This is a genomic window from Pseudomonas sp. AO-1 (genome assembly GCF_019775695.1).
Taxonomy (GTDB): domain Bacteria; phylum Pseudomonadota; class Gammaproteobacteria; order Pseudomonadales; family Pseudomonadaceae; genus Aquipseudomonas; species Aquipseudomonas parakoreensis.
This window is the reverse complement of the sequence record NZ_CP079947.1, coordinates 1,420,445-1,445,798: the sequence shown is the minus strand read 5'-3', so window position 1 is coordinate 1,445,798 and position 25,354 is coordinate 1,420,445. Positions and strand designations below refer to the sequence as shown.

Here is a 25,354-nt window from a genome sequence, read left to right as displayed (position 1 = left end):
CTTGAAGCCTCAACCTACGCGGTAGTTTGGCGCTTCTTTGGTGATCTGCACGTCGTGAACGTGGGATTCGGCCATGCCGGCACCGGTGATCCGCACAAACTCAGGCTTGGTGCGCATCTCTTCGATGTTGGCGCTGCCGGTGTAACCCATCGAGGAACGCAGACCGCCCATCAATTGGTGAATAATCGCCGTCAGGGTGCCTTTGTACGGCACACGGCCCTCGATCCCTTCCGGAACGAGCTTCTCGGCGCCTGCCGAGGAGTCCTGGAAGTAACGGTCGGAAGAACCTTGCGCCTGGGACATGGCGCCCAGCGAACCCATGCCGCGATAAGCCTTGTACGAACGGCCCTGGAACAGTTCGATCTCGCCCGGTGCTTCTTCAGTACCGGCGAACATCGAGCCCATCATCACGCAGGAAGCACCAGCGACGATGGCCTTGGACAGGTCACCGGAGAAGCGGATGCCGCCGTCGGCGATCAACGGCACGCCAGTGCCTTCAAGGGCAGCGGCGACGTTGGCGATGGCACTGATTTGCGGCACGCCGACACCAGCGACGATACGGGTGGTGCAGATCGAGCCAGGGCCGATACCGACCTTGACCGCATCGGCACCCGCTTCGGCCAGGGCCTTGGCGGCTGCGCCGGTGGCGATGTTGCCGCCGATCACCTGCACTTCAGGGAAATTCTCTTTGACCCAGCGAACGCGGTCGATCACGCCTTTGGAGTGACCGTGCGCGGTGTCGACTACCACCACGTCCACACCGGCGTTGACCAGCGCAGCAACGCGGTCACCGGTGTCTTTACCGGTACCGACGGCAGCGCCCACGCGCAGACGACCTTGATCGTCCTTGCTGGCCAGCGGGTAAGCCTTGGCTTTTTCGATGTCTTTGACGGTCATCATGCCTTTGAGGGCAAACTTGTCGTCGACGATCAGGACTTTTTCCAGGCGGTGCTTGTGCAGCAGCTCGCGGACTTCGTTCTTGTCGGCGCCTTCACGCACGGTGACCAGACGCTCTTTAGGCGTCATCACTTCGCGGACGGTGGCTTCCAGACGGGTTTCGAAGCGTACGTCACGGGACGTGACGATGCCGACCAGGTCGCCATCGTGCAGCACCGGAACGCCGGAAATGTTGTGCAGACGGGTCAGTTCGAACAGGTCACGCACCGTGGCATCAGCCTCGATGGTGATCGGATCTTTCACGACGCCGGCTTCGAACTTCTTGACCTTGCGCACTTCGGCAGCTTGCTGCTCGATGGTCATGTTCTTGTGGATGATACCGATACCACCTTCCTGAGCCATGGCGATTGCCAGACGGGCTTCAGTGACGGTGTCCATGGCGGCAGAAACCAGAGGAATATTCAGCTCGATGCCACGGGTAAGGCGGGTCTTGAGACTGACTTCGTTAGGAAGCACCTCGGAATAACCGGGCACTAGGAGAATGTCGTCGAATGTCAGAGCTTCTTGGCTGATACGCAGCATCGCGGGGGCTCCCGAGCGGGAAAATGGAAGCGCGCCATTATAGTCAGACACCCCCTGCTGTTCAATGTAAAACTCAGCTTAATTGATGTACGGGGCCTGCTGTTTTCTGTAGGAGCTGCCGCAGGCTGCGATCTTTTGATCTTGGCTATAAAAAACAACGTCAAAAGATCGCAGCCTGCGGCAGCTCCTACACGCTCAAAGTTCGACTTTTACCCAGCTGACAGGTTGATCGAGCCAATCGGCGAACTCATCGATAAAGCTCTGCTTGAACCCCGCTTCCAACCAGTTGTTGAAGATGAACCCCAGGTTGGAAAACGCGCATTCCTGCAAGTACAGAAAGCCGTTGATGTCGTCTTCATGCCCGCACTCCGGGCAGGTGAAGTTGTCGGTGCGGCCTGGAAACCAGTCTTCGAGGCTTTCGAACAGCGCTTCGCCGACTTCGCGGCGGCATTCGGCGCACCCGGCCTCCTCGAGAAAGCCTTTGGCCGGCGTGTAGATGCAGCGTTTGACGATGATCTCCAGACCATTGATCGGCTCGCCAAAAGGCAATGCCTCGGGGTGCAGCACCACCGCACGTGCGCCGTCGGCAATCGCGTACGCCATGCGATTGCCGGTGCGACCGCAGGTGCTCAGCTCTTCCTTGACAATATTCTTGCGTACCAGCCAGCGCAGAATCGCCCGGGCCCGGGGTTCGTGAACCGGCAGGGTGGAGATTTTCGGGACGATGATGCTTTGCGAATTCATGGAAAGTCCTGCGGTATGGCTTCTGACGCCTTCGCGGGCAAGCCCGCTCCCACAGGGATATGCATTCCAATGTGGGAGCGGGCTTGCCCGCGAAGGGGCCCTAAAGGCCGGCAGCTTAATCCCTGACGAAATCCGGTCAAGTACTGAAATAGCGCCCGATCAACGCAATCCCGCTGGCCAGCACCAGCCAGGTCACCAATCGTACAAACGCTTCACGCGACAACCGCATGGTCAAGCGCCGCCCGATCCACAGGCCCAGCGCCATGGCCGGCAACAGACAAACCGCCAGCATCAACAAGGGTAGCTCGGCATACACCCCGGCGAGGGCAAACAGGCTCAAACGCACCACGGTGCTACAACTGATCAACGCACTTTGCGTGGCCCGCGCCGCGTCTTTCGGCAGGCGACTGTTGAGATAGATCGCATATAAAAAGCCACCACTGCCAAACAGCGCCCCAAACAATCCGCCGACCGTGCCCATCGGCAGTGCCCATGCGGCGGACAACTGCGTCGGCCGGGTTTTCACCCACAGGCTGTAAACCGCATAAGTGCTGATGAACAGCCCCATCAACAGCAGCAACAGGTCGGATTTGAGGTTGAGCAGGAAAATCACCCCCAACGTGCACCCCACCGCCATGCACGGCAGCAGCCGCAACAACTCGGGTTTCGCCACATCCCGGCGCGAGGGCAGCAGATTGCCGAACGCCGCGACAAAATCCAGCAGCACCAGCAGCGGCACGATTTTCGACAACGGCATGAACAGAATCAGAATCGGCCCCGCGACCAGCGCCGTACCGAACCCGGCAATCCCGAACACGATATAGGCCAGCGCGATCCCCAAACCGATCACCACCCAGCCGCCTGCGCCCCATGTCCATTCGCTCAACAACCCAACCACACTCATTGATCCACTTCCTTTATAAGCCTGAGATGACTTTAGCCAGCGCCAAGCCTTGCGACTAATATGATCAAAGTCGCCCACCCATCTCGAAAAGGCATACCTGGTGCTTTCAACCCGTCAACTGCGCTACTTCGTGGAAATCGCCGACTGTGGCAGCTTCAGTGCAGCGGCTGAACGCTTGTTCGTCGCGCAATCGGCGCTGAGCCGGCAAATCAAGGACATGGAAAGCCGCCTGCAAACGCCGCTGTTCGAACGCACCGCGCGGCAGCCGAGACTCACGGCGGCCGGCGAGGCTTTTTTGCCGCGGGCCAGAAACCTGCTCAATGAACTGAGCAAAGCCAGCGCGATGGCGACCGAAGTCGGCAACGGGCAAGTGGGCACTGTGCGCCTGAGTCATTCCAGCACCGTGTCGATCAGCGGACATTTATTACGTCGGATCAGCACTTATCTCGATCAGCAGAATGGCGTGTCGCTGGACATCGGCAAGCTGTCCTCCGAGGCGCAGCTTGAGGAACTTGCCGAAGGACGTCTGGACATTGGTTTGTTGCGCTTGCCGGTGTTGCGTCAGCGTGAGGGCATTCACATGGAGCCTTTATTCACCGAACGCCTGCTATTGGCGGTACCGAATGAACATCGATTGGCTGACTCACCCGCTGTCGAACTGGCGCAACTGAAAGACGAGCCGTTTATCTCGATCCCGCATCCGCAACGTGGCGGACTCAGTTATCTATGTGCCGACCTGTGCATGCGTCAGGGCTTTTTTCCCAAAGCGGCGCGGGTGATGTCACGCAAGACGACGCAGTTGCAGTTGATCCAGGCTGGATTCGGCATCGCTCTGCTACCCGAATCGATGCAGGACATTGCTCCAGTCGGCGTACGATTTCTGCCGCTGAGCGATGCCGATTGCCAAAGCACTGTCGCACTCGCCTATCGCCAGAACCCTGCGCCGCTGGTCCACCACTTCATCCAGACCTTCACAAATCCCCTGTAGGAGCTGACGAGTGAAACGAGACTGCGATCTTTCGATCTTTCCCTCCAAAAAAAGATCAAAAGATCGCAGCCTGCGGCAGCTCCTACAGGGATTCGTGTATTGCGTCGGAAATTAGCTTTAAACTGCGGCCCATGATTAAAGATCCCTTTGCAAGGCTCGGCCTTGACCGAGAAGTCCTGACCGTCAGCCAGCTCAACGGCCGCGCACGGGTGTTGCTCGAAGACGTGTTCAGCAACATTTGGGTCGAAGGCGAAATCTCCAACCTCGCCCGCCCGGCGTCCGGCCACGTGTACTTCACCCTCAAGGACAGCGGTGCACAGGTGCGTTGCGCGCTGTTTCGCAATAACGCAGCGCGGGTGCGTCAGGCGCTGAAGGACGGCCTGGCCGTGAAGGTGCGCGGCAAGGTCTCGCTGTTCGAAGGTCGTGGCGACTATCAACTGATTCTCGACACCGTGGAACCGGCCGGTGACGGTGCGCTGCGCCTGGCCTTCGATGCGCTGAAAGAAAAGCTCAGCGCCGAAGGCCTGTTCAGTGCCGAACGCAAAGTGCCGCTGCCGGCACATCCGCAACGCATCGGCATCGTCAGTTCGCCGACCGGCGCGGTGATTCGCGACATCATCAGCGTGTTCCGCCGCCGGGCGCCGCAGGTGCAACTGACGCTGATCCCCACCGCCGTGCAGGGCCGCGAAGCCACTGCACAAATCGTCCGCGCGCTGAAAATGGCTGATGCCCGGGGTTTCGACGCGCTGATCCTCGCCCGTGGCGGTGGTTCGCTGGAAGACCTCTGGTGCTTCAACGAAGAAGCCGTGGCCCGGGCGGTCGATGCCTGCGTGACGCCGATTGTCAGCGCGGTCGGGCATGAAACCGACGTGTCGATCAGTGACTTCGTGGCCGACGTGCGCGCTCCAACGCCCTCCGCTGCCGCCGAATTGCTCGCCCCGGATTCGAGTCACCTGATCCGTCAGCTGGAAAGCCTGCAGCGGCGTCTGGTGATGCGCATGCGCGACCGTTTGATGCGCGATCGCCTGCGCCTTGAAGGCATGGCCCGTCGCTTGCGTCATCCCGGCGAACGTCTGCGTCAGCAAGCGCAACGCCTGGATGACCTGGACATGCGCATGCGCCGCGCCTTCGAGCGCCAGCTCAATACCCGCCGCGAACGCCTGATCCGTCTGGAAACCCGCCTCGCCGGGCAACACCCGGGACGCCAACTGGCGATGCTGCGCCAGCGCCTCGACAGCCTCGCCGAACGCCTGCCGCGAGCCATGCGCGAAGGCCTGAAAAGCCGTCGCCTGCAACTGCACAGTCAGATGCAGACGCTGCATGTGGTCAGTCCGCTGGCGACTCTGGGCCGTGGCTACAGCATTCTGCTGGATGAACGCGGCCACGCGATTCGCAACGCCGCGCAAACCCACACCGGCCAGCGTCTGAAAGCCAGACTGGGCGAAGGCGAACTGCAAGTGCGCGTCGAGGACAATCACCTGACGCCTGTCACCCTCTCTTTACTGGACTGATCCATGCCGCGCTTTTTCGCTCCGTTATTGCTGCTGTGCCTGACCACCTTCAACGCCCACGCTGACAGCTACATCACCCGCCTGCTGAACAAACCGGTGCCGGGCGGCGTGGCGGTGGTTGATCTGGGCAGCGCCGCGCAGGCACCGAAAGCCACCTATCAAGGCAAACCGGTGCTGGTGGTGAAAGAACAGAACAACTGGCTGGCGATTGTCGGCGTGCCGCTGACGGTCAAACCCGGCAGCCAGCAGATCAGCAGCGGCGGACGCAATCTGCCGTTCACCGTCGGCAACAAGAAATACCCGGAACAGCACATCACCCTGAAGAACACTCAGCAGGTCAATCCGAATCCGGCCAACCTCAAGCGCATCGAGGGTGAGCTGGCCGAGCAGATCAAGGCCTACCGCAGCTTCAGTCCGAATACCCCGAGCAACCTGCTGCTGGACAAACCGGTCAACGGGCCGCTGTCGAGCAAGTTCGGTGTGCGCCGCTTCTTCAATGGCGAAGAACGCAACCCGCATGCAGGCCTCGACTTTGCGGTGCCGGCAGGCACGCCGATCAAGACCCCGGCGGCGGGCAAAGTGATCCTCACCGGCAACTACTTCTTCAACGGCAACACAGTGTTTGTCGATCACGGACAGGGCTTTATCAGCATGTTCTGCCACATGTCGAAAATCGATGTGAAGGTCGGCGATCAACTGGCCCGTGGCGCCGTGGTTGGCAAGGTCGGCTCGACCGGGCGGGCGACCGGACCGCACATGCACTGGAACATCAGCCTGAATGATGCGCGGGTGGATCCGGCGATTTTCATTGGTGCATTTCAACCTTGAATTTGTGTTGAGGACACGGGCCTCTTCGCGGGCAAGCCCGCTCCCACAGGTTTCTCGGGTGTACATAATATTCGTGTACGACATGGACACTGTGGGAGCGGGCTTGCCCGCGAATGCGGTCTATCCAATCCGAAAATACTACTGACACCCGCCCAACATCAATTGCGCCCCAATCTGACCTTACGCAAACATCGACAAGAACCACCGAATTACACGCAATAAAATTCTGCAAAATCCAGTATTTCGAGTATTCCTCTCAATTTTTTTCGACTGCTTGCCATCCTCTTCCCTCGCGGTTAGGGTTGAAGGCATGAAAACCTCTCACACCCTTATTCAGCTTCGCCAGCACCGCAGTCTGTGCCTCGTCAGCGCACGACTGCCGGGCTGAATCGCTGCGCCTCGTCCCAAGCGTTTTCCCGAACATTCGTTCCACCGGCAGGCCGCCTCTTTTCGGCCCAGACAATAAGGAATTTCCCGATGAGCATGCTCAAAGACCCGTCTTCGAAATACCGCGCGTTTCCCGTCATCAACTTGCCGGATCGCACCTGGCCGTCGAAAACCATCGACGCCGCGCCGATCTGGTGCAGCTCCGACCTGCGTGACGGCAACCAGTCGCTGATCGAGCCAATGGACGCGGTGAAAAAGCTGCGCTTCTGGAAAACCCTCGTGCAAGTCGGCGTGAAGGAAATCGAAGCCTCGTTCCCGGCCGCTTCGCAGACCGACTTCGACTTCGTGCGTACCTTGATCGAAGAAGGCCACATCCCGGACGACACCACCATTCAGGTGCTGACCCAGGGCCGTGAAGACTTGATCGAGCGCACCTTCGAATCCCTGCGCGGGGCGAAGAAAGCCATCGTTCACCTGTACAACGCCACCTCGCCGTCTTTCCGTCGCATCGTCTTCAACCAGGACAAGGACGGCATCAAGGCCATCGCAGTGAACGCCGCCAAGCTGTTCGTCAAATACGCGGCGATGCAGCCGGACACCGAGTGGACGTTCGAATACTCGCCGGAAACCTTCAGCGCCACCGAGCTGGAGTTTGCCAAGGAAGTCTGTGACGCGGTGATCGAGGTCTGGAACCCGACTCCTGAGCACAAGATGATCCTCAACCTGCCAGCCACCGTTGAATGCGCGACGCCGAACGTCTATGCCGACCAGATCGAATGGTTCGGCCGCAACATCAACCGTCGTGACAGCGTGATCATCAGCCTGCATACCCACAACGACCGTGGCACCGGCGTCGCCGCCACCGAGCTGGGCCTGATGGCTGGTGCGGATCGCGTCGAAGGCTGCCTGTTCGGCAACGGCGAGCGCACCGGTAACGTCGACCTCGTTACTGTCGCACTGAACATGTACACCCAGGGCGTTGACCCTGAGCTGGACTTCTCCGATATCGACGGCGTGCGCAAAGTCGTCGAAGAGTGCAACCAGATTCAGGTGCACCCGCGTCACCCGTACGTCGGCGACCTGGTCCACACCGCCTTCTCCGGCTCGCACCAGGACGCGATCCGCAAGGGCTTCGCCCAGCAGAAACCGGACACCCTGTGGGAAGTGCCGTACCTGCCGATCGACCCGGCCGACATCGGTCGCAGCTACGAAGCGGTGATCCGCGTCAACAGCCAGTCGGGCAAGGGCGGCATCGCCTACTTGCTGGAGCAGGAATACGGCATCAGCCTGCCACGTCGCATGCAGATCGAGTTCAGCCAGGTCGTGCAGCGTGAAACCGACCGCCTCGGCCTGGAGATGACCGCCAAGCAGATCCACTCGCTGTTGATCAGCGAATACCTGCAAGCCAACACCCCGTACGCGCTGGTCAGCCATCGTCTGCAGGAAGAAAACGGCAACAGTGCCGTTGAAGTGGAAGTGGCGAGCAAGGGTCAGGGCGAAACCAACCTGCACTGGCGCGGCAAGGGCAACGGTGCGCTGGAAGCCCTGGTGGCCGGCCTGCCGATCCCGGTGGAGATCATGGACTACAACGAACACGCCATCGGCGCAGGCACCAACGCCAAGGCAGCGGCTTACATCGAGCTGCGCCTGAACGGTGAACGTGCGGTGCACGGTGTGGGCATTGATGAAAACATCACCACCGCCAGCTTCAAGGCGCTGTTCAGTGCCCTGAACCGCTCGCTGAGCCAGCCTGAGGCGAAAGCAGCTTAAGCCTTCGCTGACATGCAAAAGGCCCCGGAGTGCAAACGCCGGGGCCTTTTTGTTGAGGATCAAAAGATCGCAGCCTTCGGCAGCTCCTACATCGGGACAGCGTACATCCTGTAGGAGCTGCCGCAGGCTGCGATCTTTGGCTTTTCAGGTGAACTCGAAGGTATCCGCATCCAGATTCGCCGGAAAGCGCTCGCGATACGCCGCCAGTGGTGCCGATTCCAGCACTGCTTTGAACACGCCGTCGGCCTCCCCCGCCGCCAGCAAGGTCTCGCCCTGGAAATCCAGCACCTGACTGTCGCCGGTATAGGCAAAGCCCTTGCCGTCGGTGCCGATCCGGTTCACCGCCGCCACGTAGCACAGGTTTTCGATCGCCCGCGCCGGCAACAAGCGGTTCCAGTGCAGACGCCGCGCACCTGGCCAGTTGGCGGTGTACAGCAGCAGATCGGTGTCCTGCGCGTCGCGACTCCACACCGGGAAACGCAGGTCGTAGCAAATCAACGGCCGAATCCGCCAACCCTTGAGTTCGAACTGCACCTGACGCTCGCCGGGCGTGTAGTGATTGTGCTCACCCGCCATACGGAACAGGTGGCGCTTGTCGTAATGCCAGACTTCTCCGTCCGGGCGCGCCCACAGCAGGCGATTGCGATGGCTGCCATCCGCCGCCTGAATGATCACGCTGCCAGTGATCACTGCATTGAGCTTCGCGGCCTGCGCCTTCATCCATTTGCGGGTCGGGCCATGCTCGGCTTCGGCGAGGGTCTCCGATTCCATGGAGAAACCGGTGGTGAACATCTCCGGCAGGATGATCAGGTCGGCGCCTCGGGCCTGCTCCAGCAGCACGTCGAAGTGCTCAAGGTTGGCCTGACGGTCATGCCAGGCGAGGCTGGTCTGGATCAGCGCCAGATTGAGATCGGGCAATGCACTCAGATCACGCATAGTTTTGCCGCTGCCTCGCGCAGCGTCTCCTCGCGTTTGGCGAAGCACAGGCGCACCAGGCGCTGGCCTTGCGGTGGATTCTGATAGAACACCGACACCGGAATGCTCGCCACGCCATGTTCGCGGGTCATCCAGATCGCCATGTCGACGTCGTTCAAATCAGGGCGAATCTGCGAGTAGTCGACCAGCTGGAAATACGTGCCGGTGACGCGGGTGAAGGTGAAACGCGACGGTGTCAGCAAATCGCAGAACAGGTCGCGCTTGGCCTGATAGAAACCCGGCAGCTCTTCAACGTGCTCCGGGTGCTCGGCCATGTAATCGGCCAGGGCGTATTGCAGCGGCGTCACGCCGCAGAAACTGACGTACTGGTGCACCTTGCGCAGCTCGGCGGTCAGCGCCGGGGGCGCAACCACGTAGCCGGTTTTCCAGCCGGTGACGTGGTAGGTCTTGCCGAACGAACTGACCACAAACGCACGCTGATACAGCTCTTCGTGGGCCAACACGCTGACATGCGGCACGCCGTCAAACACCAGGTGTTCGTAGACTTCATCGCTGATCAGGTAGATGTCGCGCCCACGGATCAACTCTGCCAGTTGATCCAGTTCGGCACGGCTGATCAGCGCTCCGCTCGGGTTGTGCGGGGTATTGATGACGATCATTTTCGTGCGCGGGCTGAGGGCCGCGGCGAGCTTGTCGAAATCGATGGAGAAATCATCCGGGTTCAGTTGCACATGCACGCAGCGCCCCCCCGCCAACTGCGTCGCCGGTTCATAGCTGTCGTAGCACGGGTCGAACACGATGACTTCGTCGCCGCTGTGGATAACCGCCTGAATCGCACAGAATATCGCTTGGGTCGCACCCGGCGTGACGGTCACTTCGCTGTCGGCATCGACTTTCACGCCATAGCTGCGCGCGATCTTCGCCGCGATCTGCTCGCGCAGCGCCGGCAGGCCGGTCATCGGTGAATACTGGTTGTGGCCGCTGGCGATATGTCGACCGACCGCGTCACGCAGGGATTGCGGGCCGTCGAAGTCAGGGAAACCCTGGGACAGGTTGATCGCTCCGGTCTGTGCCGCGAGCTGAGACATCTGCGTGAAAATAGTGATGCCGACGTTCGGCAACTTACTGGTGATCATCGAGGGGTTCCCTGCTCTACACCCGGCTCTGACGGCGGCGCGGGAGAGCCCGAGAATAGCCCATCCGGCGCCCATAAAAAAAGGGCGCTCAACTGAGCACCCTTCTTATCGCCGAACCCTGTAGGAGCTGCCGCAGGCTGCGATCTTTTGATCTTGCCTTCAAAGCAAAGTCAAAAGATCGCAGCCTGCGGCAGCTCCTACAGAAGCGGTTGAGCATTCCCACACAATTGTGGAAACAATCAACTTGATCACTTCTTGTCGCGACGTTTCTTGCTGGCTTTCTTGTTGTGCGACATCAAGCGACGCTTCTTGTTGACCTGGCGGTCGGTCAGCGTGTTCTTGTTGCCTTCGTACGGGTTTTCGCCGCCCTTGAACTCGATGCGGATCGGCGTACCGACCAGCTTCAGCACACGGCGGTAAGTATTCTCCAGATAGCGCACATACGACTTCGGCACTTTCTCGATCTGGTTACCGTGGATCACGATGATCGGCGGGTTCGCACCACCCAGGTGAGCGTAACGCAGCTTGATCCGGCGGCTGTTGACCATCGGCGGCTGGTGCTCGCTGACCGCGTCTTCGAGAATCTGCGTGAGGCGGCTGGTCGGCCAGCGGGTGACCGCGGACTTGAACGAGTTCTGCACCGAGGCATAGAGGTTGCCCACGCCAGTACCGTGCAATGCCGAGATGAAGTGGATGTCGGCGAAGTCGACGAAGAACAGACGACGTTGCAGCTCGACCTTGACGAAGTCGCGCTCGCTCGGGGTCATGCCGTCCCATTTGTTGATCGCGATCACCAGCGCACGGCCGGCTTCGAGGGCAAAGCCCAGCAGGTTGAGGTCGTGATCGACCACACCTTCGCGGGCGTCCATCACGAAGATCACCACGTTGGCGTCTTTGATCGCCTGCAGGGTTTTGACCACGGAGAATTTTTCGACTTCTTCGTGGATCTTGCCGCGCTTGCGCACACCGGCGGTGTCGATCAGCGTGTACTTCTCGTCGTTACGCTCGAACGGGATGTAGATACTGTCGCGGGTGGTGCCGGGCTGGTCATAGACGATGACGCGGTCTTCACCGAGCATGCGGTTGACCAGGGTCGACTTGCCGACGTTCGGACGGCCGATGATGGCGATCTTGATCCCGTCTTTTTCGCTCGGGCCAGGAATGCGCTTGGCTTCCTCACCTTCGGCGACGATCTCTTCCTCTTCGCCTTCCTGCGGCTCGTCTTCGTCACGCGGGAAATCGCTCAGTGCCGCTTCCAGCAGTTGAGTGATACCACGGCCGTGAGCACCGGCGATCGGGATCGCGTGGCCCATGCCCAGCGGGGCGAATTCAGCGCGGGCCATTTCCGGGTCGATGTTGTCGACCTTGTTGGCAACCACGTGGGAACGCTTGTTACGCTTGCGCAAGTGTTCGGCGATCATCTGGTCGGCGGCGGTAAAACCGGCCTTGGCATCTACCAGGAACAGCACAACATCCGCTTCTTCAATGGCCAGCAGCGACTGCTCGGCCATTTTTTCGTCCATACCATGTTCGTCACCGGAGATACCGCCGGTGTCGATCAGAATGTAGGAACGCCCTTGCCACTTGGCCTCACCGTACTGGCGATCACGGGTCAGACCGGACAAGTCGCCGACGATGGCGTCGCGAGTCCTGGTCAGGCGGTTGAACAAGGTGGATTTGCCGACGTTCGGTCGGCCCACCAGGGCGATTACGGGAACCATGCGGCTCTCCACTTCGTTATTTCAGAAAATACAAAAGCCGCTGCGAGGCAGCGGCTGGTGCTCGGGGCAACGCCGGTTAGCGCTGCAAGCCCCGGAAATCCGGGGCCGCTTGGGGGTTAACCCCAAGCATAGTTGTTACTTGATGGTCAGGGCTTCCAGTTTGCCGCTGTTGCCATACACATAGATCGTGTTGCCCACCACCAGCGGACGGGCACGCAGGCCGTCACTGTCGATACGCTCACGACCCACAAAACGACCGTCCACCTGGCTCAACAGGTGCAGGTAACCTTCCAGGTCACCGACGGCTACGTAACTGGAGAACACTTCCGGCGCCGACAGCTGGCGGCGAGCCAGCGAGTCGTTGCTCCACAGCGCAGTGGTCGAACGCTCGTCAACGCCTTCAACGGTGCCCGAAGACAGGCTCACGTAAACGTTGCCGAAACCCTGGGCAACACCGGCATAGCTCGATGCATCGCGCTGCCAGAGTTGACGGCCGCTTTGCAGATCGAGTGCCGCGACGCGGCCCTGATAGCTGGCAACGTAAAGGGTTTCACCGGACAGCAGCAGACCGCCGTCGATGTCGACCACGCGCTCCAGTTCGGAACGACCGGTTGGAATCGCAACGCGCTGCTCCCAGACCGGCACGCCGTTGGAAATGTCCAGGGCAACCACTTTACCAGTCGACAGGCCAGCCACCGCGAGGCGGTTGGTCACGACGGGTGCGCTGGTGCCGCGCAGGGTCAGGACCGCAGGGGTACTGTCGTAAGTCCAGCGACGGTCGCCAGTGGCAGCGTCCAGACCGATCAGACGATCGTCCTGAGTCTGCACCACGACAACGTCACCGTTGTTGGCCGGCGGCGCGAGGACTTCGCTGGAAACCCGGGCGCGCCACTTCTCTTCGCCGTTGATGGCGTCGAGGGCAACGATTTCACCCTTGAGGGTACCGATCGTGACCAGACCGTAACCCACGCCAACGGCGCCGGAAACAGGCAGTTCAAGATCCTTTTTCCACTTCACGTCGCCATTGCCGCGATCCATGGCCATAACAATGCCGGTCACATCGGCCGCGTAGATGGTGTCACCATCAATCGCCGGAACCAGCATGTTATAGGTTTCGCCCTGACCGTCACCGATCGAACGGCTCCACTGCTTTTGCAGAACCACTTCTTCTTTGAAGTCGGTCAGCTCGGCCGGTGGCAGTTCTTTTTTGCTGTTGCTGCTGCAACCCGCGGCCAGAATGGCCAGAGCCAGCAATGCTGCATGCTTCCAACGGATCACGTCACGCATCCCCTTTGGCCAGGTCGTCGAGCTTGATTTGAAGGCCACCGACTGCCGCTTCATCCGACAGTGCCGCCTTGGCTTTTTGATAAGCGGTGTTCGCCTCGTCGGTACGACCCAACTGAACCAGCAAGTCACCCTTGAGTTCTTCGCGAGTGGCCAGGAACGCCTTATCGGCATCGCCGTCGAGCAGCTTCAAGGCTTCATCAGCCTTGTTCTGCGCACCCAGCACCTGAGCCAGACGCTGACGGGCGATTTCGCCCAGCGCCGGGTTGGCCGGTTTGGCAACGATGGCCTTGAGTTCGGTGGCGGCGTCGTCAAGCTTGCCGCTGTCGACCGCTACCTTGGCCACGAACAAGCTGCCGTACTGCGCGTACGCGGTGCCGCCGAATTCGCTGTTGAGCTTGCCGGCCAGGTCCGCAACGCGTGCAGCGTCAGGCTTGCCATCCGGAGTCAGCGTGGTTTCCAGCAGTTGCTGATAGAGCACCGAGGCGCCTTGCGACTGGTTGCTCTGATACTTGTGAAAAGCCTGCCAGCCGAACACGATGACCAGCGCCAACAGGCCGCCGGTGACCAGAGGTTTGCCGTTGCGTGTCCACCAGTCCTTCAAATCCGCCAACTGTTCGTCTTCGGTACTCGACACCCCAATACTCCTTAATCGCTAAATCGGCTGTTTGGACAGCTTCAACCCTGCACGACGCAGGTGGCCAGGTGAGCGGCAAGCGCATCCCAGGCAATGCTTTGTTGTTCGCCCTGGCCACGCAGGGGTTTGAAACCTACCACTTGCTGGGCCATTTCGTCGTCACCCAGGATCAGTGCATGCAGCGCACCGCTCTTGTCGGCTTTCTTGAACTGGCTTTTGAAGCTGCCGGCGCCGGCATTGACTTGCAGACGCAGGTTTGGAAGCTGGTCACGTACACGCTCGGCCAGGGCCAGACCGGCCAGTTCGGCCTGCTCGCCAAAGGCGCAGAGGTAGACGTCGACCTGACGGGAGATTTCTTCCGGGATCTGCTCCAGGGTTTCGAGCATCAACACCAGACGCTCGATGCCCATGGCGAAACCGACGCCAGCGGTCGGCTTGCCGCCCATCTGCTCGACCAGACCGTCGTAACGACCGCCCGCGCAGACAGTGCCCTGGGCGCCGAGCTTGTCGGTGACCCATTCGAATACGGTTTTGCTGTAGTAATCGAGGCCACGTACCAGTTTCGGGTTGAGCACGTACGGGATGCCAACCGCGTCCAGACGCGCCTTCAGACCTTCGAAGTGCGCACGGGACTCGTCGTCCAGGTAGTCGGCCATTTTCGGCGCATCGACCAATACCGCCTGAGTGTCGGCATTTTTGGTGTCGAGCACGCGCAGCGGGTTGGTTTTCAGGCGACGCTGGCTGTCCTCGTCGAGCTTGTCGTGGTGCGCCGAGAGGTACTCGACCAGCGCTTCACGATAGCGACCACGGGATTCGCTGGTACCCAGGCTGTTGAGCTCGAGCTTGACCGCATCACGGATACCCAGTTCGCCCCACAGGCGCCAGGTCATGATGATCAGCTCGGCATCGATGTCCGGGCCGTCGAGGTTGAACACTTCCAGACCGATCTGGTGGAACTGGCGATAACGGCCTTTCTGCGGACGCTCGTGACGGAACATCGGGCCGATGTACCAGAGTTTCTGCACCTGGCCACCGCCGGTGATGCCGTGCTCGAGCACCGCACGCACACACGCTGCGGTGCCTTCCGGACGCAGGGTCAGGGAGTCGCCGTTGCGATCTTCGAAGGTGTACATCTCTTTTTCGACGATGTCGGTCACTTCACCGATCGAGCGCTTGAACAGCTCGGTGAATTCGACAATCGGCATGCGGATCTGCTTGTAACCGTAGTTATCCAGCAGACGCGCGACTGTACCCTCGAAATAACGCCACAGCGGGGTCTGTTCGGGCAGGATGTCGTTCATGCCACGAATGGCTTGCAGAGACTTGCTCACTTTAAATCCTTAAATTCGTTCGGCGCTTCAGTCAGGTCAGCCGCGCGCGATGACCGCTGCGTCAGCTTCGACCTTCTCGGCCGCTTTCTCGCGGATCAGCTTTTCCAGCTCGTCCACCAGATTGTCATTCGTCAGTTTCTGCGACGGCTTGCCGTCGATGTAAATCAGGTTTGGCGTGCCGCCGGTCAAGCCGATATGGGCTTCCTTGGCTTCGCCGGGGCCGTTGACCACGCAACCGATCACCGCGACATCCAGCGGCACCAGCAGGTCTTCAAGGCGCCCTTCCAGCTCGTTCATGGTCTTGACCACATCGAAGTTCTGCCGCGAGCAGCTCGGGCAGGCGATGAAGTTGATGCCACGGGAACGCAGATGCAAAGACTTGAGAATGTCGTAACCGACCTTCACTTCCTCGACCGGATCGGCCGCCAGCGAGATGCGGATAGTATCGCCAATCCCCTCGGCGAGCAGCATACCTAGGCCCACGGCGGATTTCACTGTGCCCGAACGCAAACCACCGGCTTCAGTGATGCCCAGGTGCAGCGGCTGGACGATTTCCTTGGCCAGCAGACGGTAGGCTTCAACGGCCATGAACACGTCGGAGGCTTTCACGCTGACCTTGAAGTCCTGGAAATTCAGGCGTTCGAGGTGCTCGACGTGACGCAGCGCGGACTCGACCAGTGCAGCCGGAGTCGGTTCGCCGTATTTCTTCTGCAGGTCTTTTTCCAGGGAACCGGCGTTGACGCCGATGCGGATTGGAATCCCGCGGTCACGGGCGGCATCGACCACCGCGCGCACACGGTCTTCACGACCGATGTTGCCCGGGTTGATGCGCAGGCAGTCAACGCCCAGTTCGGCGACGCGCAGCGCGATCTTGTAGTCGAAGTGGATGTCGGCAACCAGCGGCACCTTGACCAGTTGCTTGATCTTGCCAAACGCCTCCGCGGCGTCCATGTCCGGCACCGAAACGCGGACGATGTCGACGCCAGCCGCTTCCAGACGATTGATCTGGGCAACGGTGGCCGCCACATCATTAGTGTCGCTGTTGGTCATGCTCTGCACAGCGATGGGCGCATCGCCGCCGACAGGCACATTACCGACCCAGATCTTGCGCGAAACGCGACGTTTGATTGGAGATTCGCCGTGCATGACTTATTGACCCAACTTCAGGCGAGCAGTCTCGCCACTGGTGAACGGAGCGATATCGACCGGTTGGCCGTTGTAGCTGACCTGTGCGGCACGAGCCACACCCAGGCGTACCGCCAGTGGCGGTTTGCCGGAAACCGAGACGCTGTCGCCTTTGTGTTTCAGACCGCTGAACAATACCTTGCCGCGACCGTCGGTGACCTGTGCCCAGCAATCGGCGCTGAACTGCAACTGTACCTGGCCATCGCCGGCCGCCGGAGCAGCCGCCGCTTCTGCGGTTGGCGCTGGGGTGGCCGCAACCGCTGGCGCAGTCACGGCCGGCGCCGGAGCAGCCGGAACGTTCGGTGCAGGTGTAGCCGGAGTGGCAACCACCGGAGCCGGAGTATGAGCCGGGGCGGCTGGCGTTACGGCCGGTGCTGCTGGAGCCGCGGCCGGAGCGGCAGGCTCGGCACCGGTCGATTCAGCGGTGGTTTCCGACTGTGGCAGCGCCAGAGCAGTCGCGCCCTCGGCCTGACCTTCGGCCACGGCCTGATCTTCCGGCTCGTCGATCGGGTGAATCTGCGTGGTGCCGTCGGCGCCTTCGACTTCAACGTGCTCCGGGGCGAGGCTGGTCAAATCCTTGGTGCGCAGCGAGGTCTGATCCTGCCACCAGACGAAACCGCCGCCGATGACCGCAATCAGCAACAGCAGGCTGACGATCCGCAAAATGGTGTGGGATACCCGCACCGGCTCTTCAATACGACCCAGTGCATGCACATTGCTGCCTTGTGAGTCAGTGCCGGTGGACTGGTCGAACTGCTGGACCAGAACGGTCTGGTCCATGCCAAGCAACTTGGCGTAAGCGCGAATGTAACCGCGAGCGAAGGTATGCCCTGGCAGCTTATCGAAAGCGCCAGCTTCAAGATTGCTCAGGGAAGTCACGGTGAGGTTGAGCTTGAGGGCCACTTCGGCCAGCGACCAGCCATTGCTTTCGCGTGCCTGGCGCAAGGTCTCACCGGGATTAACGCGAGTCGCTGCTACAACTTCGGGATGCGCCGCTTTCATCATTGCTCCGACAGGTATTGCTGATATTCCGGCGTACCGGGATAGAGTCGTTTTAATTGCAGGCCGTAACTGGCGGCCTTGTCGCGATCTTCAAACACTTTTGCCAGCCGAACGCCGAGCAATAGACTACGTGCATTTTGCTCGGTTAGCAGGCTGAAACGGTCGTAATAGTCACGCGCGGGCACATAATGCCTGTCTTCGAAGGACAACTCAGCCATTTCCAGCAAAGCGCGCGGTTGTTGACGGTTCAGCCGCAGGGCTTTTTCCAGTTGCTGCTGCGCCAGATCCCGCTGCCCGAGCTTCGAGGCGGTCATGCCGAGGTTCTCGAACACCCGCGAACGCTCAGGATACAGGGTATCGGCGGCTGCCTGCTCAAAACGCTCGTAGGCTTCCTTGTAACGCTGTTCTTCGTAGAGAAAACTGCCGTAGTTATTGAGGATTCGTGCATCGGCGGGACGCGAGGACAGGGCTTTGCGGAAATGCTCATCGGCCAGTTTCGGCTCCATTTCGGCCTGGAACACCAGCCCGAGGGCAGCATTGGCATCAGGATCGGAGCCGTCCAGCTCCAGCGCCTTCTTCAGCGGCACCTTGGCGCGCTCGGTCATCCCTTGCTGCAAGTATCCCAGTCCCAGCTGCACGTAGGCGGCACGCGCTTCGTCGCGGCCCTTGCTGGTCTTCATCGGGTTGTAGTCACCCGACAGGACACAACCAGCACACAGGCTGGCCATCAGCAACAGCAGCGCAAAGCGTAGGGACATAGAGATCCTCTCTTAGTTAGTGTTCGCGGCGTTCTGTGCCATATCGCTGTCGGCGCTCAACTCGCGCACGGCGATGTAACGTTCGCTGCGACGGGTGCGATCCAGCACCTGCCCTACCAATTGACCACACGCAGCGTCGATGTCTTCACCACGGGTGGTGCGGACAGTGACGTTAAAGCCGGCCTGATGCAACTGATCCTGGAACCGACGAATGGCGTTGTTGCTTGGCCGCTCGTAACCGGAATGCGGGAACGGGTTGAACGGAATCAGGTTGATCTTGCACGGAATGTCTTTGAGCAGCTCGATCATTTCCACGGCGTGCTCAAGCTTGTCGTTGACGTCCTTGAGCAAGGTGTACTCGATGGTAAGCACGCGTTTCTCGCCCAGGGCGGACATGTAACGCTGGCACGACTCGAGCAGCATCTTAAGCGGATATTTCTTGTTGATCGGCACCAATTGGTTACGCAATGCGTCATTCGGTGCGTGCAGGGACAACGCCAGGGAGACGTCGATGTGCTTGGCCAGCTCATCGATCATCGGCACCACGCCCGAAGTGGACAGGGTCACGCGGCGCTTGGAGATCCCATAACCGAGGTCATCCATCATCAGATGCATGGCGGCCACGACGTTGTCGAAGTTCAGCAGCGGTTCGCCCATGCCCATCATCACCACGTTGGTGATGGCGCGGTCGATGGTGGCGGGAACACTGCCGAAGGATTTGTTGGCAATCCACACCTGACCGATGACTTCGGCGGCGGTGAGGTTGCTGTTGAAGCCTTGCTTGCCGGTGGAGCAGAAACTGCAGTCCAGGGCACAGCCTGCCTGGGACGAAACGCACAGCGTGCCGCGTTTGCCCTGGGGAATGTACACGGTCTCGACACAGCTGCCGGACGCCACGCGCACCACCCATTTGCGGGTGCCGTCGCTGGAAATGTCCTCGCTGACCACTTCGGGACCACGGACCTCAGCAACAGCCTTGAGCTTTTCGCGCAAGGCCTTGCTGACGTTCGTCATGGCGTCGAAATCATCGACGCCAAAATGGTGAATCCATTTCATTACCTGACCGGCACGGAAACGCTTCTCCCCGATTGAGTCGAAGAATTTTTCCATTTCCGGCTGGGTCAGACCCAGCAGGTTTGTTTTAACAGTCGATGTCGTCATGGATTCACCTTCACTCTTTAAGCAATGCTTAGCGAGTGGTTACTTCAGTAGCTGCGAAGAAGTACGAGATTTCGCGAGCAGCAGCGGCTTCGGAGTCCGAACCGTGAACGGCGTTGGCGTCGATCGACTCGGCGAAGTCAGCACGGATGGTGCCGGCAGCAGCTTCTTTAGGGTTGGTAGCGCCCATCAGCTCACGGTTGCGAGCGATAGCGTTTTCGCCTTCCAGAACCTGAACAACCACTGGACCGGAGATCATGAAAGCAACCAGGTCACCGAAGAAACCGCGCTCTTTGTGCTCAGCGTAGAAGCCTTCAGCTTCGGCTTTGGACAGCTGCTTCATTTTCGAAGCAACCACTTTCAGACCAGCCTTTTCGAAACGGGTAACGATTTCGCCGGCAGCGCCTTTAGCAACGGCGTCAGGCTTGATGATGGAGAAAGTACGTTGAACAGCCATGGTGTAACTCCAGAAACAGTAATTTGCGAAAAATTAAACCCGCGAATTATACGCGGGTTCTTGGGTATTGCCTAACCTGCGAGGACGATCAGTCCAATTCTTCAGCCCAGAGCGTCTGAACCGCTTCCAACACTTTCTCGCCGACCCGGCCAGAGGTGTTGTCAAAATCCGGCAGCTCTTTGATCCATTGCTGCAGATCGACGAAATTGACAGAGAACGGGTCTACGCCCGGCTTGGCTTCGGCCAATTCTTCTGCAATGCGTTGAACATCATTCCAACCGTAGCTCATGACAGTCTTACCAGTCAGTGCGGCGCTTCGGCCGCATGGTTAAGCGAATATTTCGGGATCTCGACGGTGAGGTCTTCTTCACCAACGATAGCCTGACAGGCCAGGCGCGATTGCGCTTCCAGACCCCAGGCGCGATCGAGGAAGTCTTCTTCCAGTTCGTCGGCCTCTTCCAGCGAGTCGAAACCCTCGCGGATGATGCAGTGGCAAGTGGTGCAGGCGCAGACGCCGCCGCAGGCACTTTCCATCTCGATATGGTGTTCATGGGCCAGCTCGAGAATCGAAGTGCCAGGCTCAGCCTCGACGACCATCCCTTCAGGGCAGAACTTCTCGTGGGGCAGAAAAATGACCTGCGGCATCAGATATCCTCGATTTCATTCAGATTGCGCCCCGACAGAGCGGCTTTCACCGTCAGATCCATGCGGCGGGCAGCAAAAGCATCGGTCACTTGCGACAGACGCTTGGTCTGTTGCTCGATGGCGTAACCATCGGTGCCTTTCATCAGTTCGGCCAGTTCCTGCATCTGCAACTCGATGACCATGCGCTCTTCGGCGTCGAGCAAGCGCTCGCCATCAGCCTCCAGAGCGCCCTGCACCGCCTCGATCAGACGCTGGGCATCGACTTGCTGCTCGCGCAGGACGCGGGCGACCTTGTCGTCGTTGGCGTGCTGGAACGAGTCCTTGAGCATCTTGGCGATTTCACCGTCGGTCAGACCGTAGGACGGCTTGACCTGAATGCTCGCCTCAACGCCCGAACCCAGTTCACGGGCAGACACGCTGAGCAGACCGTCGGCATCGACCTGGAAGGTCACGCGAATCTTCGCCGCGCCGGCTACCATCGCCGGAATGCCGCGCAGTTCGAAGCGTGCCAGGGAGCGGCAGTCGCTGATCAGCTCGCGCTCACCCTGCAGCACATGGATCGCCATGGCCGACTGACCGTCTTTATACGTAGTGAAGTCCTGCGCGCGGGCCACCGGAATGGTGGTGTTGCGCGGAATCACCTTCTCCATCAGCCCGCCCATGGTTTCCAGCCCCAGGGACAGTGGAATCACGTCGAGCAGCAGCAGTTCGCCGCCATCACGCTTGTTGCCAGCCAGCGTATCCGCTTGGATCGCGGCCCCGATGGCCACCACTTGATCCGGGTCGATTTCGGTCAATGGCTGACGACCGAAGGCTTCGGCAACGGCCTCGCGAACACGCGGCACACGGGTCGAACCGCCGACCATGACCACGGCATGCACGTCTTCCAGTTCGACACCGGAATCACGCACGGCGCGGCGGCAGGCTTTCAGACTGCGGGCAACCATTGGCTCGATCAGCGCATCGAAGGCTTCGCGGGTCAGCTGCGCTTTCCAGTCACCGTAGGCGACTTCGACGCTGGGCGCATCGGTCAGGGCCTCTTTGGCCGCGCAGGCGGTTTGCAGCAGATTGCGTTGCGCACCCGGGTCGAGATCGGCGGACAAGCCGGCGCTCTCGATGATCCAGCCAGCAATCGCGTGATCGAAGTCGTCGCCGCCCAGCGCGCTGTCGCCGCCGGTGGCCAGCACTTCGAATACACCGCCAGTCAAACGCAGAATCGAAATATCGAACGTACCGCCGCCCAAGTCGTAGATTGCGACCAGACCTTCGGCGTGCTGATCAAGCCCATACGCCACGGCGGCAGCGGTCGGCTCGTTGAGCAGGCGCAGCACGTTCAGACCGGCGAGCTTCGCCGCATCCTTGGTGGCCTGACGCTGAGCATCATCGAAATACGCCGGAACAGTAATCACCGCACCGACCAGTTCGCCACCCAGGGTCGCTTCAGCACGCTGACGCAGCACCTTGAGGATGTCGGCGGAGACTTCGACCGGGCTTTTCGGGCCTTGCACGGTGTCGATGAACGGCATGTGCGATTCGCCACCGACAAAGCGGTACGGCAGTTGCTCGCCCAATTGCTTGACGTCGGACAGACCACGGCCCATCAGGCGCTTGACCGACAGTACAGTGTTCAAGGGATCGGAGGACGCGGCCAGCTTGGCCGACTCGCCAACCTCGACGCGGTCGGCGTGATAACGCACGGCGGACGGCAGGATGACCTGCCCGTCTGCGTCGGCCAGTGGCTCGGAAAGACCACTGCGCAACGCAGCGACCAGCGAATTGGTAGTGCCCAAGTCGATCCCCACAGCCAGACGACGCTGGTGTGGTTGAGGACTTTGGCCGGGTTCGGCGATCTGCAGTAGGGCCATCGTGATCAGGACTTATCTGTATATCAGGCGTGCGACCGGAGCGGCACTGGGTTAATCGTCGAGGCGCTCTTCTAACTGGCGCACTTCGTAGGTGAGCTTGTCGAGGAACTGCATGCGCCGCATCAGGCGTTCGGCCTGCTCGCGTTGCGCCGCATCATCCCAACAGGCTGCGAAGCTTTCGCTCAACTGTTCCTGAGCGACTTTCAAGCGACGCTTGAATACCGCGACACCGTCGAGGTCGGCGCTGTCCTGGAGGTCTTCGAGCTCTTCGCGCCACTGCATCTGCTGCAAGAGAAACTCGGGATCATGCACCGTGACCTCCATCGGCACTTCATGCCCGCTGATGGTCAGCAGGTAACGTGCACGCTGGGCAGGACTCTTGAGCGTCTGATAGGCATCATTGAGCCGCGCAGACTGCTCGAGCGCCGACCGCTGCTCGCGCTCGGAAGCGTCGGCAAAGCGGTCAGGATGAACACCGCGCGCCAACTCACGATAGCGCGTGGCCAACTGCTCGAGATCCAGGCGGAAGCTCGGTTGCAGCTCGAATAAAGCGAAATGACAAGGAATACCCACGACAAGCCTCAGATGTTGAAGCTTTCGCCGCAGCCACATTCACCGCGTACGTTGGGGTTGTTGAACTTGAAGCCTTCGTTCAACCCTTCCTTGACGAAATCGAGCTCGGTGCCGTCCAGGTAGGCCAGGCTTTTCGGGTCGATGATCACTTTCTCGCCGTGACTTTCGAACACCTGATCCTCGGCAACCACCTCGTCGACAAACTCCAGCACGTAGGCAAGGCCGGAACAGCCTGTGGTGCGAACCCCCAGACGAATCCCTTCACCTTTGCCGCGCCCGTCGAGGGAGCGTCGCACGTGTCGAGCAGCCGCTTCTGTCATGCTGATAGCCATCGTTGACTCCTTACTCGTCGCGCAATGCTTAGATCAAGCCTTTCTTCTGCTTGTAGTCGCGAACAGCCGCTTTGATAGCGTCTTCAGCGAGTACCGAGCAGTGGATTTTCACTGGCGGCAGAGCCAGCTCTTCGGCCAGCTGAGTGTTCTTGATGGTCTCGGCTTCGTCCAGGGTCTTGCCCTTCATCCACTCGGTGGCCAGGGAGCTGGAAGCGATTGCCGAACCGCAGCCGTAGGTCTTGAACTTGGCGTCTTCGATAACGCCCTGATCGTTGACCTTGATCTGCAGACGCATCACGTCGCCGCACGCCGGAGCGCCAACCATGCCGGTGCCGACATCCGGGTCTTCCGCGTTCATCTTGCCGACGTTGCGCGGGTTTTCGTAGTGGTCGATGACCTTTTCACTGTAAGCCATGGTGCTTAATCCTCACTCATCAGAGAGTCGCTCTTTAAACCCTGCAACCTTGGGTAGCAGGGTCGGTTCGCGGCGACTTGAAATCAGTGTGCCGCCCACTCGATTTTCGAAATGTCGACACCGTCTTTGTACATGTCCCACAGCGGCGACAGCGCGCGCAGCTTGGTAACGGCCTCGCAGACCTTCTGCGCGGCGTAGTCGATTTCTTCTTCGGTGGTGAAACGGCCGAAGGTGAAACGGATCGAGCTGTGTGCCAGTTCGTCGTTGCGGCCCAGGGCGCGCAGAACGTACGAAGGTTCCAGGGAGGCCGAGGTGCAGGCCGAACCGGACGATACCGCCAGATCCTTGAGCGCCATGATCAGCGACTCGCCTTCAACGTAGTTGAAGCTCAGGTTCAGGTTGTGCGGAACGCGGGCGGTCAGGCTGCCGTTGACGTACAGCTCTTCCAGATGCTCGACCTGCTTGTAGAAGCGGTCGCTCAGGGCTTTGATGCGCACGTTTTCGGCAGCCATGTCTTCCTTGGCTACACGGAACGCTTCGCCCATGCCGACGATCTGGTGCGTCGCCAGGGTGCCGGAACGCATGCCACGCTCGTGACCACCGCCGTGCATGGTCGCTTCGATGCGCACACGCGGCTTGCGGCTGACGTACAACGCGCCGATGCCTTTAGGGCCGTAGGTTTTGTGAGCGGAGAACGACATCATGTCGACTTTCAGCTTCTGCAGGTCGATCTCGACCTTGCCGGTGGACTGAGCCGCGTCGACGTGGAACAGGACGCCCTTCGAACGAAGCAGTTCGCCAATGGCAGCGATGTCGTTGATGGTGCCGATTTCGTTGTTCACGTGCATCACCGACACCAGAATGGTGTCTTCGCGCAGCGCCGCTTCGATCATCGCCGGAGTGATCAGGCCGTCTTCGGTCGGCTCGAGGTAGGTCACTTCGAAACCTTCACGCTCCAGTTGGCGCATGGTGTCGAGGACAGCCTTGTGCTCGATCTTGGAGGTGATCAGGTGCTTGCCTTTGGAAGCGTAGAAATGTGCCGCACCCTTGATAGCCAGGTTGTCGGACTCGGTAGCGCCCGAGGTCCAGACGATTTCACGCGGGTCGGCGTTGACCAGATCGGCCACCTGACGACGGGCGTTTTCGACGGACTCTTCAGCTTTCCAGCCGAACACGTGGGAACGGGACGCCGGGTTACCGAAGTTTCCGTCGACCAGCAGGCATTCACTCATCTTTTGCGCAACGCGCGGATCGACCGGGGTGGTCGCAGAGTAATCAAGGTAAATCGGCAATTTCATGGACTATCTC

The 25,354-nt window shown here is 60.1% G+C and carries 25 protein-coding genes; 4 read left to right on the top strand and 21 right to left on the bottom strand.

Going from position 1 to position 25,354, the window contains the following annotated elements; all coding sequences use genetic code 11:
- Window positions 1-9 precede the first annotated feature (9 nt).
- The 3 genes from guaB to KVQ82_RS06780 all read right to left on the bottom strand — a co-directional run bounded on the left by guaB (window position 10) and on the right by KVQ82_RS06780 (window position 3,127).
- Complete coding sequence (gene guaB, locus KVQ82_RS06790) at window positions 10-1,479, bottom strand: IMP dehydrogenase (RefSeq protein ID WP_041071849.1); 1,470 nt, start codon at window positions 1,477-1,479, stop codon at window positions 10-12.
- Between the two features lie 195 nt (window positions 1,480-1,674).
- Window positions 1,675-2,223, bottom strand: a complete 549-nt coding sequence (locus KVQ82_RS06785) for a hypothetical protein (RefSeq protein ID WP_041071848.1) — start codon at window positions 2,221-2,223, stop codon at window positions 1,675-1,677.
- A gap of 136 nt (window positions 2,224-2,359) precedes the next feature.
- Window positions 2,360-3,127 carry a sulfite exporter TauE/SafE family protein gene (locus KVQ82_RS06780; RefSeq protein ID WP_222018470.1) on the bottom strand — a complete coding sequence of 256 codons (768 nt, stop codon included), beginning with the start codon at window positions 3,125-3,127 and terminating at the stop codon, window positions 2,360-2,362.
- A gap of 100 nt (window positions 3,128-3,227) precedes the next feature.
- On the opposite strand from KVQ82_RS06780, the gene KVQ82_RS06775 reads away from it, so the two are divergent.
- The 4 genes from KVQ82_RS06775 (at window position 3,228) to leuA (ending at window position 8,611) form a co-directional block, all read left to right on the top strand.
- Complete coding sequence (locus KVQ82_RS06775; RefSeq protein ID WP_222018469.1) at window positions 3,228-4,115, top strand: LysR family transcriptional regulator; 888 nt, start codon at window positions 3,228-3,230, stop codon at window positions 4,113-4,115.
- A 131-nt stretch (window positions 4,116-4,246) separates the two neighbouring features.
- The gene (xseA, locus tag KVQ82_RS06770) at window positions 4,247-5,626 is read left to right on the top strand and encodes an exodeoxyribonuclease VII large subunit (RefSeq protein ID WP_222018468.1); all 1,380 of its coding nucleotides are present in this window, start codon (window positions 4,247-4,249) and stop codon (window positions 5,624-5,626) included.
- Between the two features lie 3 nt (window positions 5,627-5,629).
- Window positions 5,630-6,454 (top strand): peptidoglycan DD-metalloendopeptidase family protein, encoded by an 825-nt coding sequence (locus KVQ82_RS06765; RefSeq protein ID WP_007964447.1) that lies wholly within the window; start codon window positions 5,630-5,632, stop codon window positions 6,452-6,454.
- A 477-nt stretch (window positions 6,455-6,931) separates the two neighbouring features.
- Window positions 6,932-8,611 (top strand): 2-isopropylmalate synthase, encoded by a 1,680-nt coding sequence (leuA, locus tag KVQ82_RS06760; protein WP_222018467.1) that lies wholly within the window; start codon window positions 6,932-6,934, stop codon window positions 8,609-8,611.
- A 144-nt stretch (window positions 8,612-8,755) separates the two neighbouring features.
- On the opposite strand, the gene KVQ82_RS06755 is transcribed toward leuA, so the two are convergent.
- The 18 genes from KVQ82_RS06755 to KVQ82_RS06670 form a co-directional block, all read right to left on the bottom strand.
- Window positions 8,756-9,547, bottom strand: coding sequence for an amidohydrolase (locus KVQ82_RS06755; RefSeq protein WP_222018466.1), 792 nt, complete (start codon window positions 9,545-9,547; stop codon window positions 8,756-8,758).
- A complete protein-coding gene (locus KVQ82_RS06750; RefSeq protein ID WP_108183716.1) occupies window positions 9,535-10,683 on the bottom strand; it encodes a pyridoxal phosphate-dependent aminotransferase in 1,149 nt (382 codons plus the stop codon). Before KVQ82_RS06750 ends, KVQ82_RS06755 begins: the two co-directional genes overlap by 13 nt.
- Window positions 10,684-10,931: 248 nt before the next feature.
- Window positions 10,932-12,404, bottom strand: coding sequence for a ribosome biogenesis GTPase Der (gene der / locus KVQ82_RS06745; RefSeq protein WP_041071834.1), 1,473 nt, complete (start codon window positions 12,402-12,404; stop codon window positions 10,932-10,934).
- Window positions 12,405-12,539: 135 nt separating this feature from the next.
- The gene (gene bamB, locus KVQ82_RS06740) at window positions 12,540-13,691 is read right to left on the bottom strand and encodes an outer membrane protein assembly factor BamB (RefSeq protein WP_047296334.1); all 1,152 of its coding nucleotides are present in this window, start codon (window positions 13,689-13,691) and stop codon (window positions 12,540-12,542) included.
- Window positions 13,684-14,325 carry a tetratricopeptide repeat protein gene (locus KVQ82_RS06735; RefSeq protein ID WP_007964436.1) on the bottom strand — a complete coding sequence of 214 codons (642 nt, stop codon included), beginning with the start codon at window positions 14,323-14,325 and terminating at the stop codon, window positions 13,684-13,686. Before KVQ82_RS06735 ends, bamB begins: the two co-directional genes overlap by 8 nt.
- 41 nt (window positions 14,326-14,366) lie before the next feature.
- Window positions 14,367-15,656, bottom strand: a complete 1,290-nt coding sequence (gene hisS, locus KVQ82_RS06730; RefSeq protein WP_222018465.1) for a histidine--tRNA ligase — start codon at window positions 15,654-15,656, stop codon at window positions 14,367-14,369.
- A 36-nt stretch (window positions 15,657-15,692) separates the two neighbouring features.
- A complete protein-coding gene (ispG, locus tag KVQ82_RS06725; protein ID WP_025109215.1) occupies window positions 15,693-16,802 on the bottom strand; it encodes a flavodoxin-dependent (E)-4-hydroxy-3-methylbut-2-enyl-diphosphate synthase in 1,110 nt (369 codons plus the stop codon).
- A gap of 3 nt (window positions 16,803-16,805) precedes the next feature.
- Entirely contained in the window at window positions 16,806-17,843 is a 1,038-nt protein-coding gene (locus KVQ82_RS06720; RefSeq protein ID WP_222018464.1) for a RodZ family helix-turn-helix domain-containing protein, read from the bottom strand.
- Window positions 17,843-18,601: a type IV pilus biogenesis/stability protein PilW gene (gene pilW, locus KVQ82_RS06715; protein WP_086791709.1), complete on the bottom strand. Its 759-nt coding sequence runs from the start codon at window positions 18,599-18,601 to the stop codon at window positions 17,843-17,845. The genes KVQ82_RS06720 and pilW overlap by 1 nt, the downstream gene beginning before the upstream one ends.
- Before the next feature lie 12 nt (window positions 18,602-18,613).
- A complete protein-coding gene (gene rlmN, locus KVQ82_RS06710; protein ID WP_086791708.1) occupies window positions 18,614-19,762 on the bottom strand; it encodes a 23S rRNA (adenine(2503)-C(2))-methyltransferase RlmN in 1,149 nt (382 codons plus the stop codon).
- Between the two features lie 28 nt (window positions 19,763-19,790).
- On the bottom strand, window positions 19,791-20,216 hold the full coding sequence (ndk, locus tag KVQ82_RS06705; protein WP_003227894.1) for a nucleoside-diphosphate kinase: 426 nt from the start codon (window positions 20,214-20,216) through the stop codon (window positions 19,791-19,793).
- A gap of 88 nt (window positions 20,217-20,304) precedes the next feature.
- Entirely contained in the window at window positions 20,305-20,505 is a 201-nt protein-coding gene (iscX, locus tag KVQ82_RS06700; protein ID WP_008084655.1) for a Fe-S cluster assembly protein IscX, read from the bottom strand.
- Between the two features lie 14 nt (window positions 20,506-20,519).
- Entirely contained in the window at window positions 20,520-20,861 is a 342-nt protein-coding gene (fdx, locus tag KVQ82_RS06695; RefSeq protein WP_041071821.1) for an ISC system 2Fe-2S type ferredoxin, read from the bottom strand.
- Entirely contained in the window at window positions 20,861-22,726 is a 1,866-nt protein-coding gene (hscA, locus tag KVQ82_RS06690; RefSeq protein ID WP_047296341.1) for a Fe-S protein assembly chaperone HscA, read from the bottom strand. Before hscA ends, fdx begins: the two co-directional genes overlap by 1 nt.
- Window positions 22,727-22,777: 51 nt before the next feature.
- Window positions 22,778-23,299 (bottom strand): co-chaperone HscB, encoded by a 522-nt coding sequence (gene hscB / locus KVQ82_RS06685; RefSeq protein WP_222018463.1) that lies wholly within the window; start codon window positions 23,297-23,299, stop codon window positions 22,778-22,780.
- 8 nt (window positions 23,300-23,307) lie between these two features.
- The gene (iscA, locus tag KVQ82_RS06680; RefSeq protein ID WP_003227904.1) at window positions 23,308-23,631 is read right to left on the bottom strand and encodes an iron-sulfur cluster assembly protein IscA; all 324 of its coding nucleotides are present in this window, start codon (window positions 23,629-23,631) and stop codon (window positions 23,308-23,310) included.
- Between the two features lie 28 nt (window positions 23,632-23,659).
- Window positions 23,660-24,046, bottom strand: coding sequence for a Fe-S cluster assembly scaffold IscU (gene iscU / locus KVQ82_RS06675; RefSeq protein ID WP_003227907.1), 387 nt, complete (start codon window positions 24,044-24,046; stop codon window positions 23,660-23,662).
- An 83-nt stretch (window positions 24,047-24,129) separates the two neighbouring features.
- Window positions 24,130-25,344, bottom strand: coding sequence for an IscS subfamily cysteine desulfurase (locus KVQ82_RS06670; RefSeq protein ID WP_041071812.1), 1,215 nt, complete (start codon window positions 25,342-25,344; stop codon window positions 24,130-24,132).
- Window positions 25,345-25,354 lie beyond the last annotated feature (10 nt).

What these genes read in the sequence shown, in the direction of transcription:
- guaB (WP_041071849.1), bottom strand. Translation starts at nt 1,479, where the DNA reads ATGCTGCGTATCAGCCAAGAAGCTCTGACATTCGACGACATTCTCCTA.
- KVQ82_RS06785 (WP_041071848.1), bottom strand. Translation starts at nt 2,223, where the DNA reads ATGAATTCGCAAAGCATCATCGTCCCGAAAATCTCCACCCTGCCGGTT.
- KVQ82_RS06780 (WP_222018470.1), bottom strand. Translation starts at nt 3,127, where the DNA reads ATGAGTGTGGTTGGGTTGTTGAGCGAATGGACATGGGGCGCAGGCGGC.
- xseA (WP_222018468.1), top strand. Translation starts at nt 4,247, where the DNA reads ATGATTAAAGATCCCTTTGCAAGGCTCGGCCTTGACCGAGAAGTCCTG.
- KVQ82_RS06765 (WP_007964447.1), top strand. Translation starts at nt 5,630, where the DNA reads ATGCCGCGCTTTTTCGCTCCGTTATTGCTGCTGTGCCTGACCACCTTC.
- leuA (WP_222018467.1), top strand. Translation starts at nt 6,932, where the DNA reads ATGAGCATGCTCAAAGACCCGTCTTCGAAATACCGCGCGTTTCCCGTC.
- KVQ82_RS06755 (WP_222018466.1), bottom strand. Translation starts at nt 9,547, where the DNA reads ATGCGTGATCTGAGTGCATTGCCCGATCTCAATCTGGCGCTGATCCAG.
- KVQ82_RS06750 (WP_108183716.1), bottom strand. Translation starts at nt 10,683, where the DNA reads ATGATCACCAGTAAGTTGCCGAACGTCGGCATCACTATTTTCACGCAG.
- der (WP_041071834.1), bottom strand. Translation starts at nt 12,404, where the DNA reads ATGGTTCCCGTAATCGCCCTGGTGGGCCGACCGAACGTCGGCAAATCC.
- bamB (WP_047296334.1), bottom strand. Translation starts at nt 13,691, where the DNA reads ATGCGTGACGTGATCCGTTGGAAGCATGCAGCATTGCTGGCTCTGGCC.
- ispG (WP_025109215.1), bottom strand. Translation starts at nt 16,802, where the DNA reads ATGCACGGCGAATCTCCAATCAAACGTCGCGTTTCGCGCAAGATCTGG.
- KVQ82_RS06720 (WP_222018464.1), bottom strand. Translation starts at nt 17,843, where the DNA reads ATGAAAGCGGCGCATCCCGAAGTTGTAGCAGCGACTCGCGTTAATCCC.
- pilW (WP_086791709.1), bottom strand. Translation starts at nt 18,601, where the DNA reads ATGTCCCTACGCTTTGCGCTGCTGTTGCTGATGGCCAGCCTGTGTGCT.
- rlmN (WP_086791708.1), bottom strand. Translation starts at nt 19,762, where the DNA reads ATGACGACATCGACTGTTAAAACAAACCTGCTGGGTCTGACCCAGCCG.
- ndk (WP_003227894.1), bottom strand. Translation starts at nt 20,216, where the DNA reads ATGGCTGTTCAACGTACTTTCTCCATCATCAAGCCTGACGCCGTTGCT.
- iscX (WP_008084655.1), bottom strand. Translation starts at nt 20,505, where the DNA reads ATGAGCTACGGTTGGAATGATGTTCAACGCATTGCAGAAGAATTGGCC.
- fdx (WP_041071821.1), bottom strand. Translation starts at nt 20,861, where the DNA reads ATGCCGCAGGTCATTTTTCTGCCCCACGAGAAGTTCTGCCCTGAAGGG.
- hscA (WP_047296341.1), bottom strand. Translation starts at nt 22,726, where the DNA reads ATGGCCCTACTGCAGATCGCCGAACCCGGCCAAAGTCCTCAACCACAC.
- iscA (WP_003227904.1), bottom strand. Translation starts at nt 23,631, where the DNA reads ATGGCTATCAGCATGACAGAAGCGGCTGCTCGACACGTGCGACGCTCC.
- iscU (WP_003227907.1), bottom strand. Translation starts at nt 24,046, where the DNA reads ATGGCTTACAGTGAAAAGGTCATCGACCACTACGAAAACCCGCGCAAC.
- KVQ82_RS06670 (WP_041071812.1), bottom strand. Translation starts at nt 25,344, where the DNA reads ATGAAATTGCCGATTTACCTTGATTACTCTGCGACCACCCCGGTCGAT.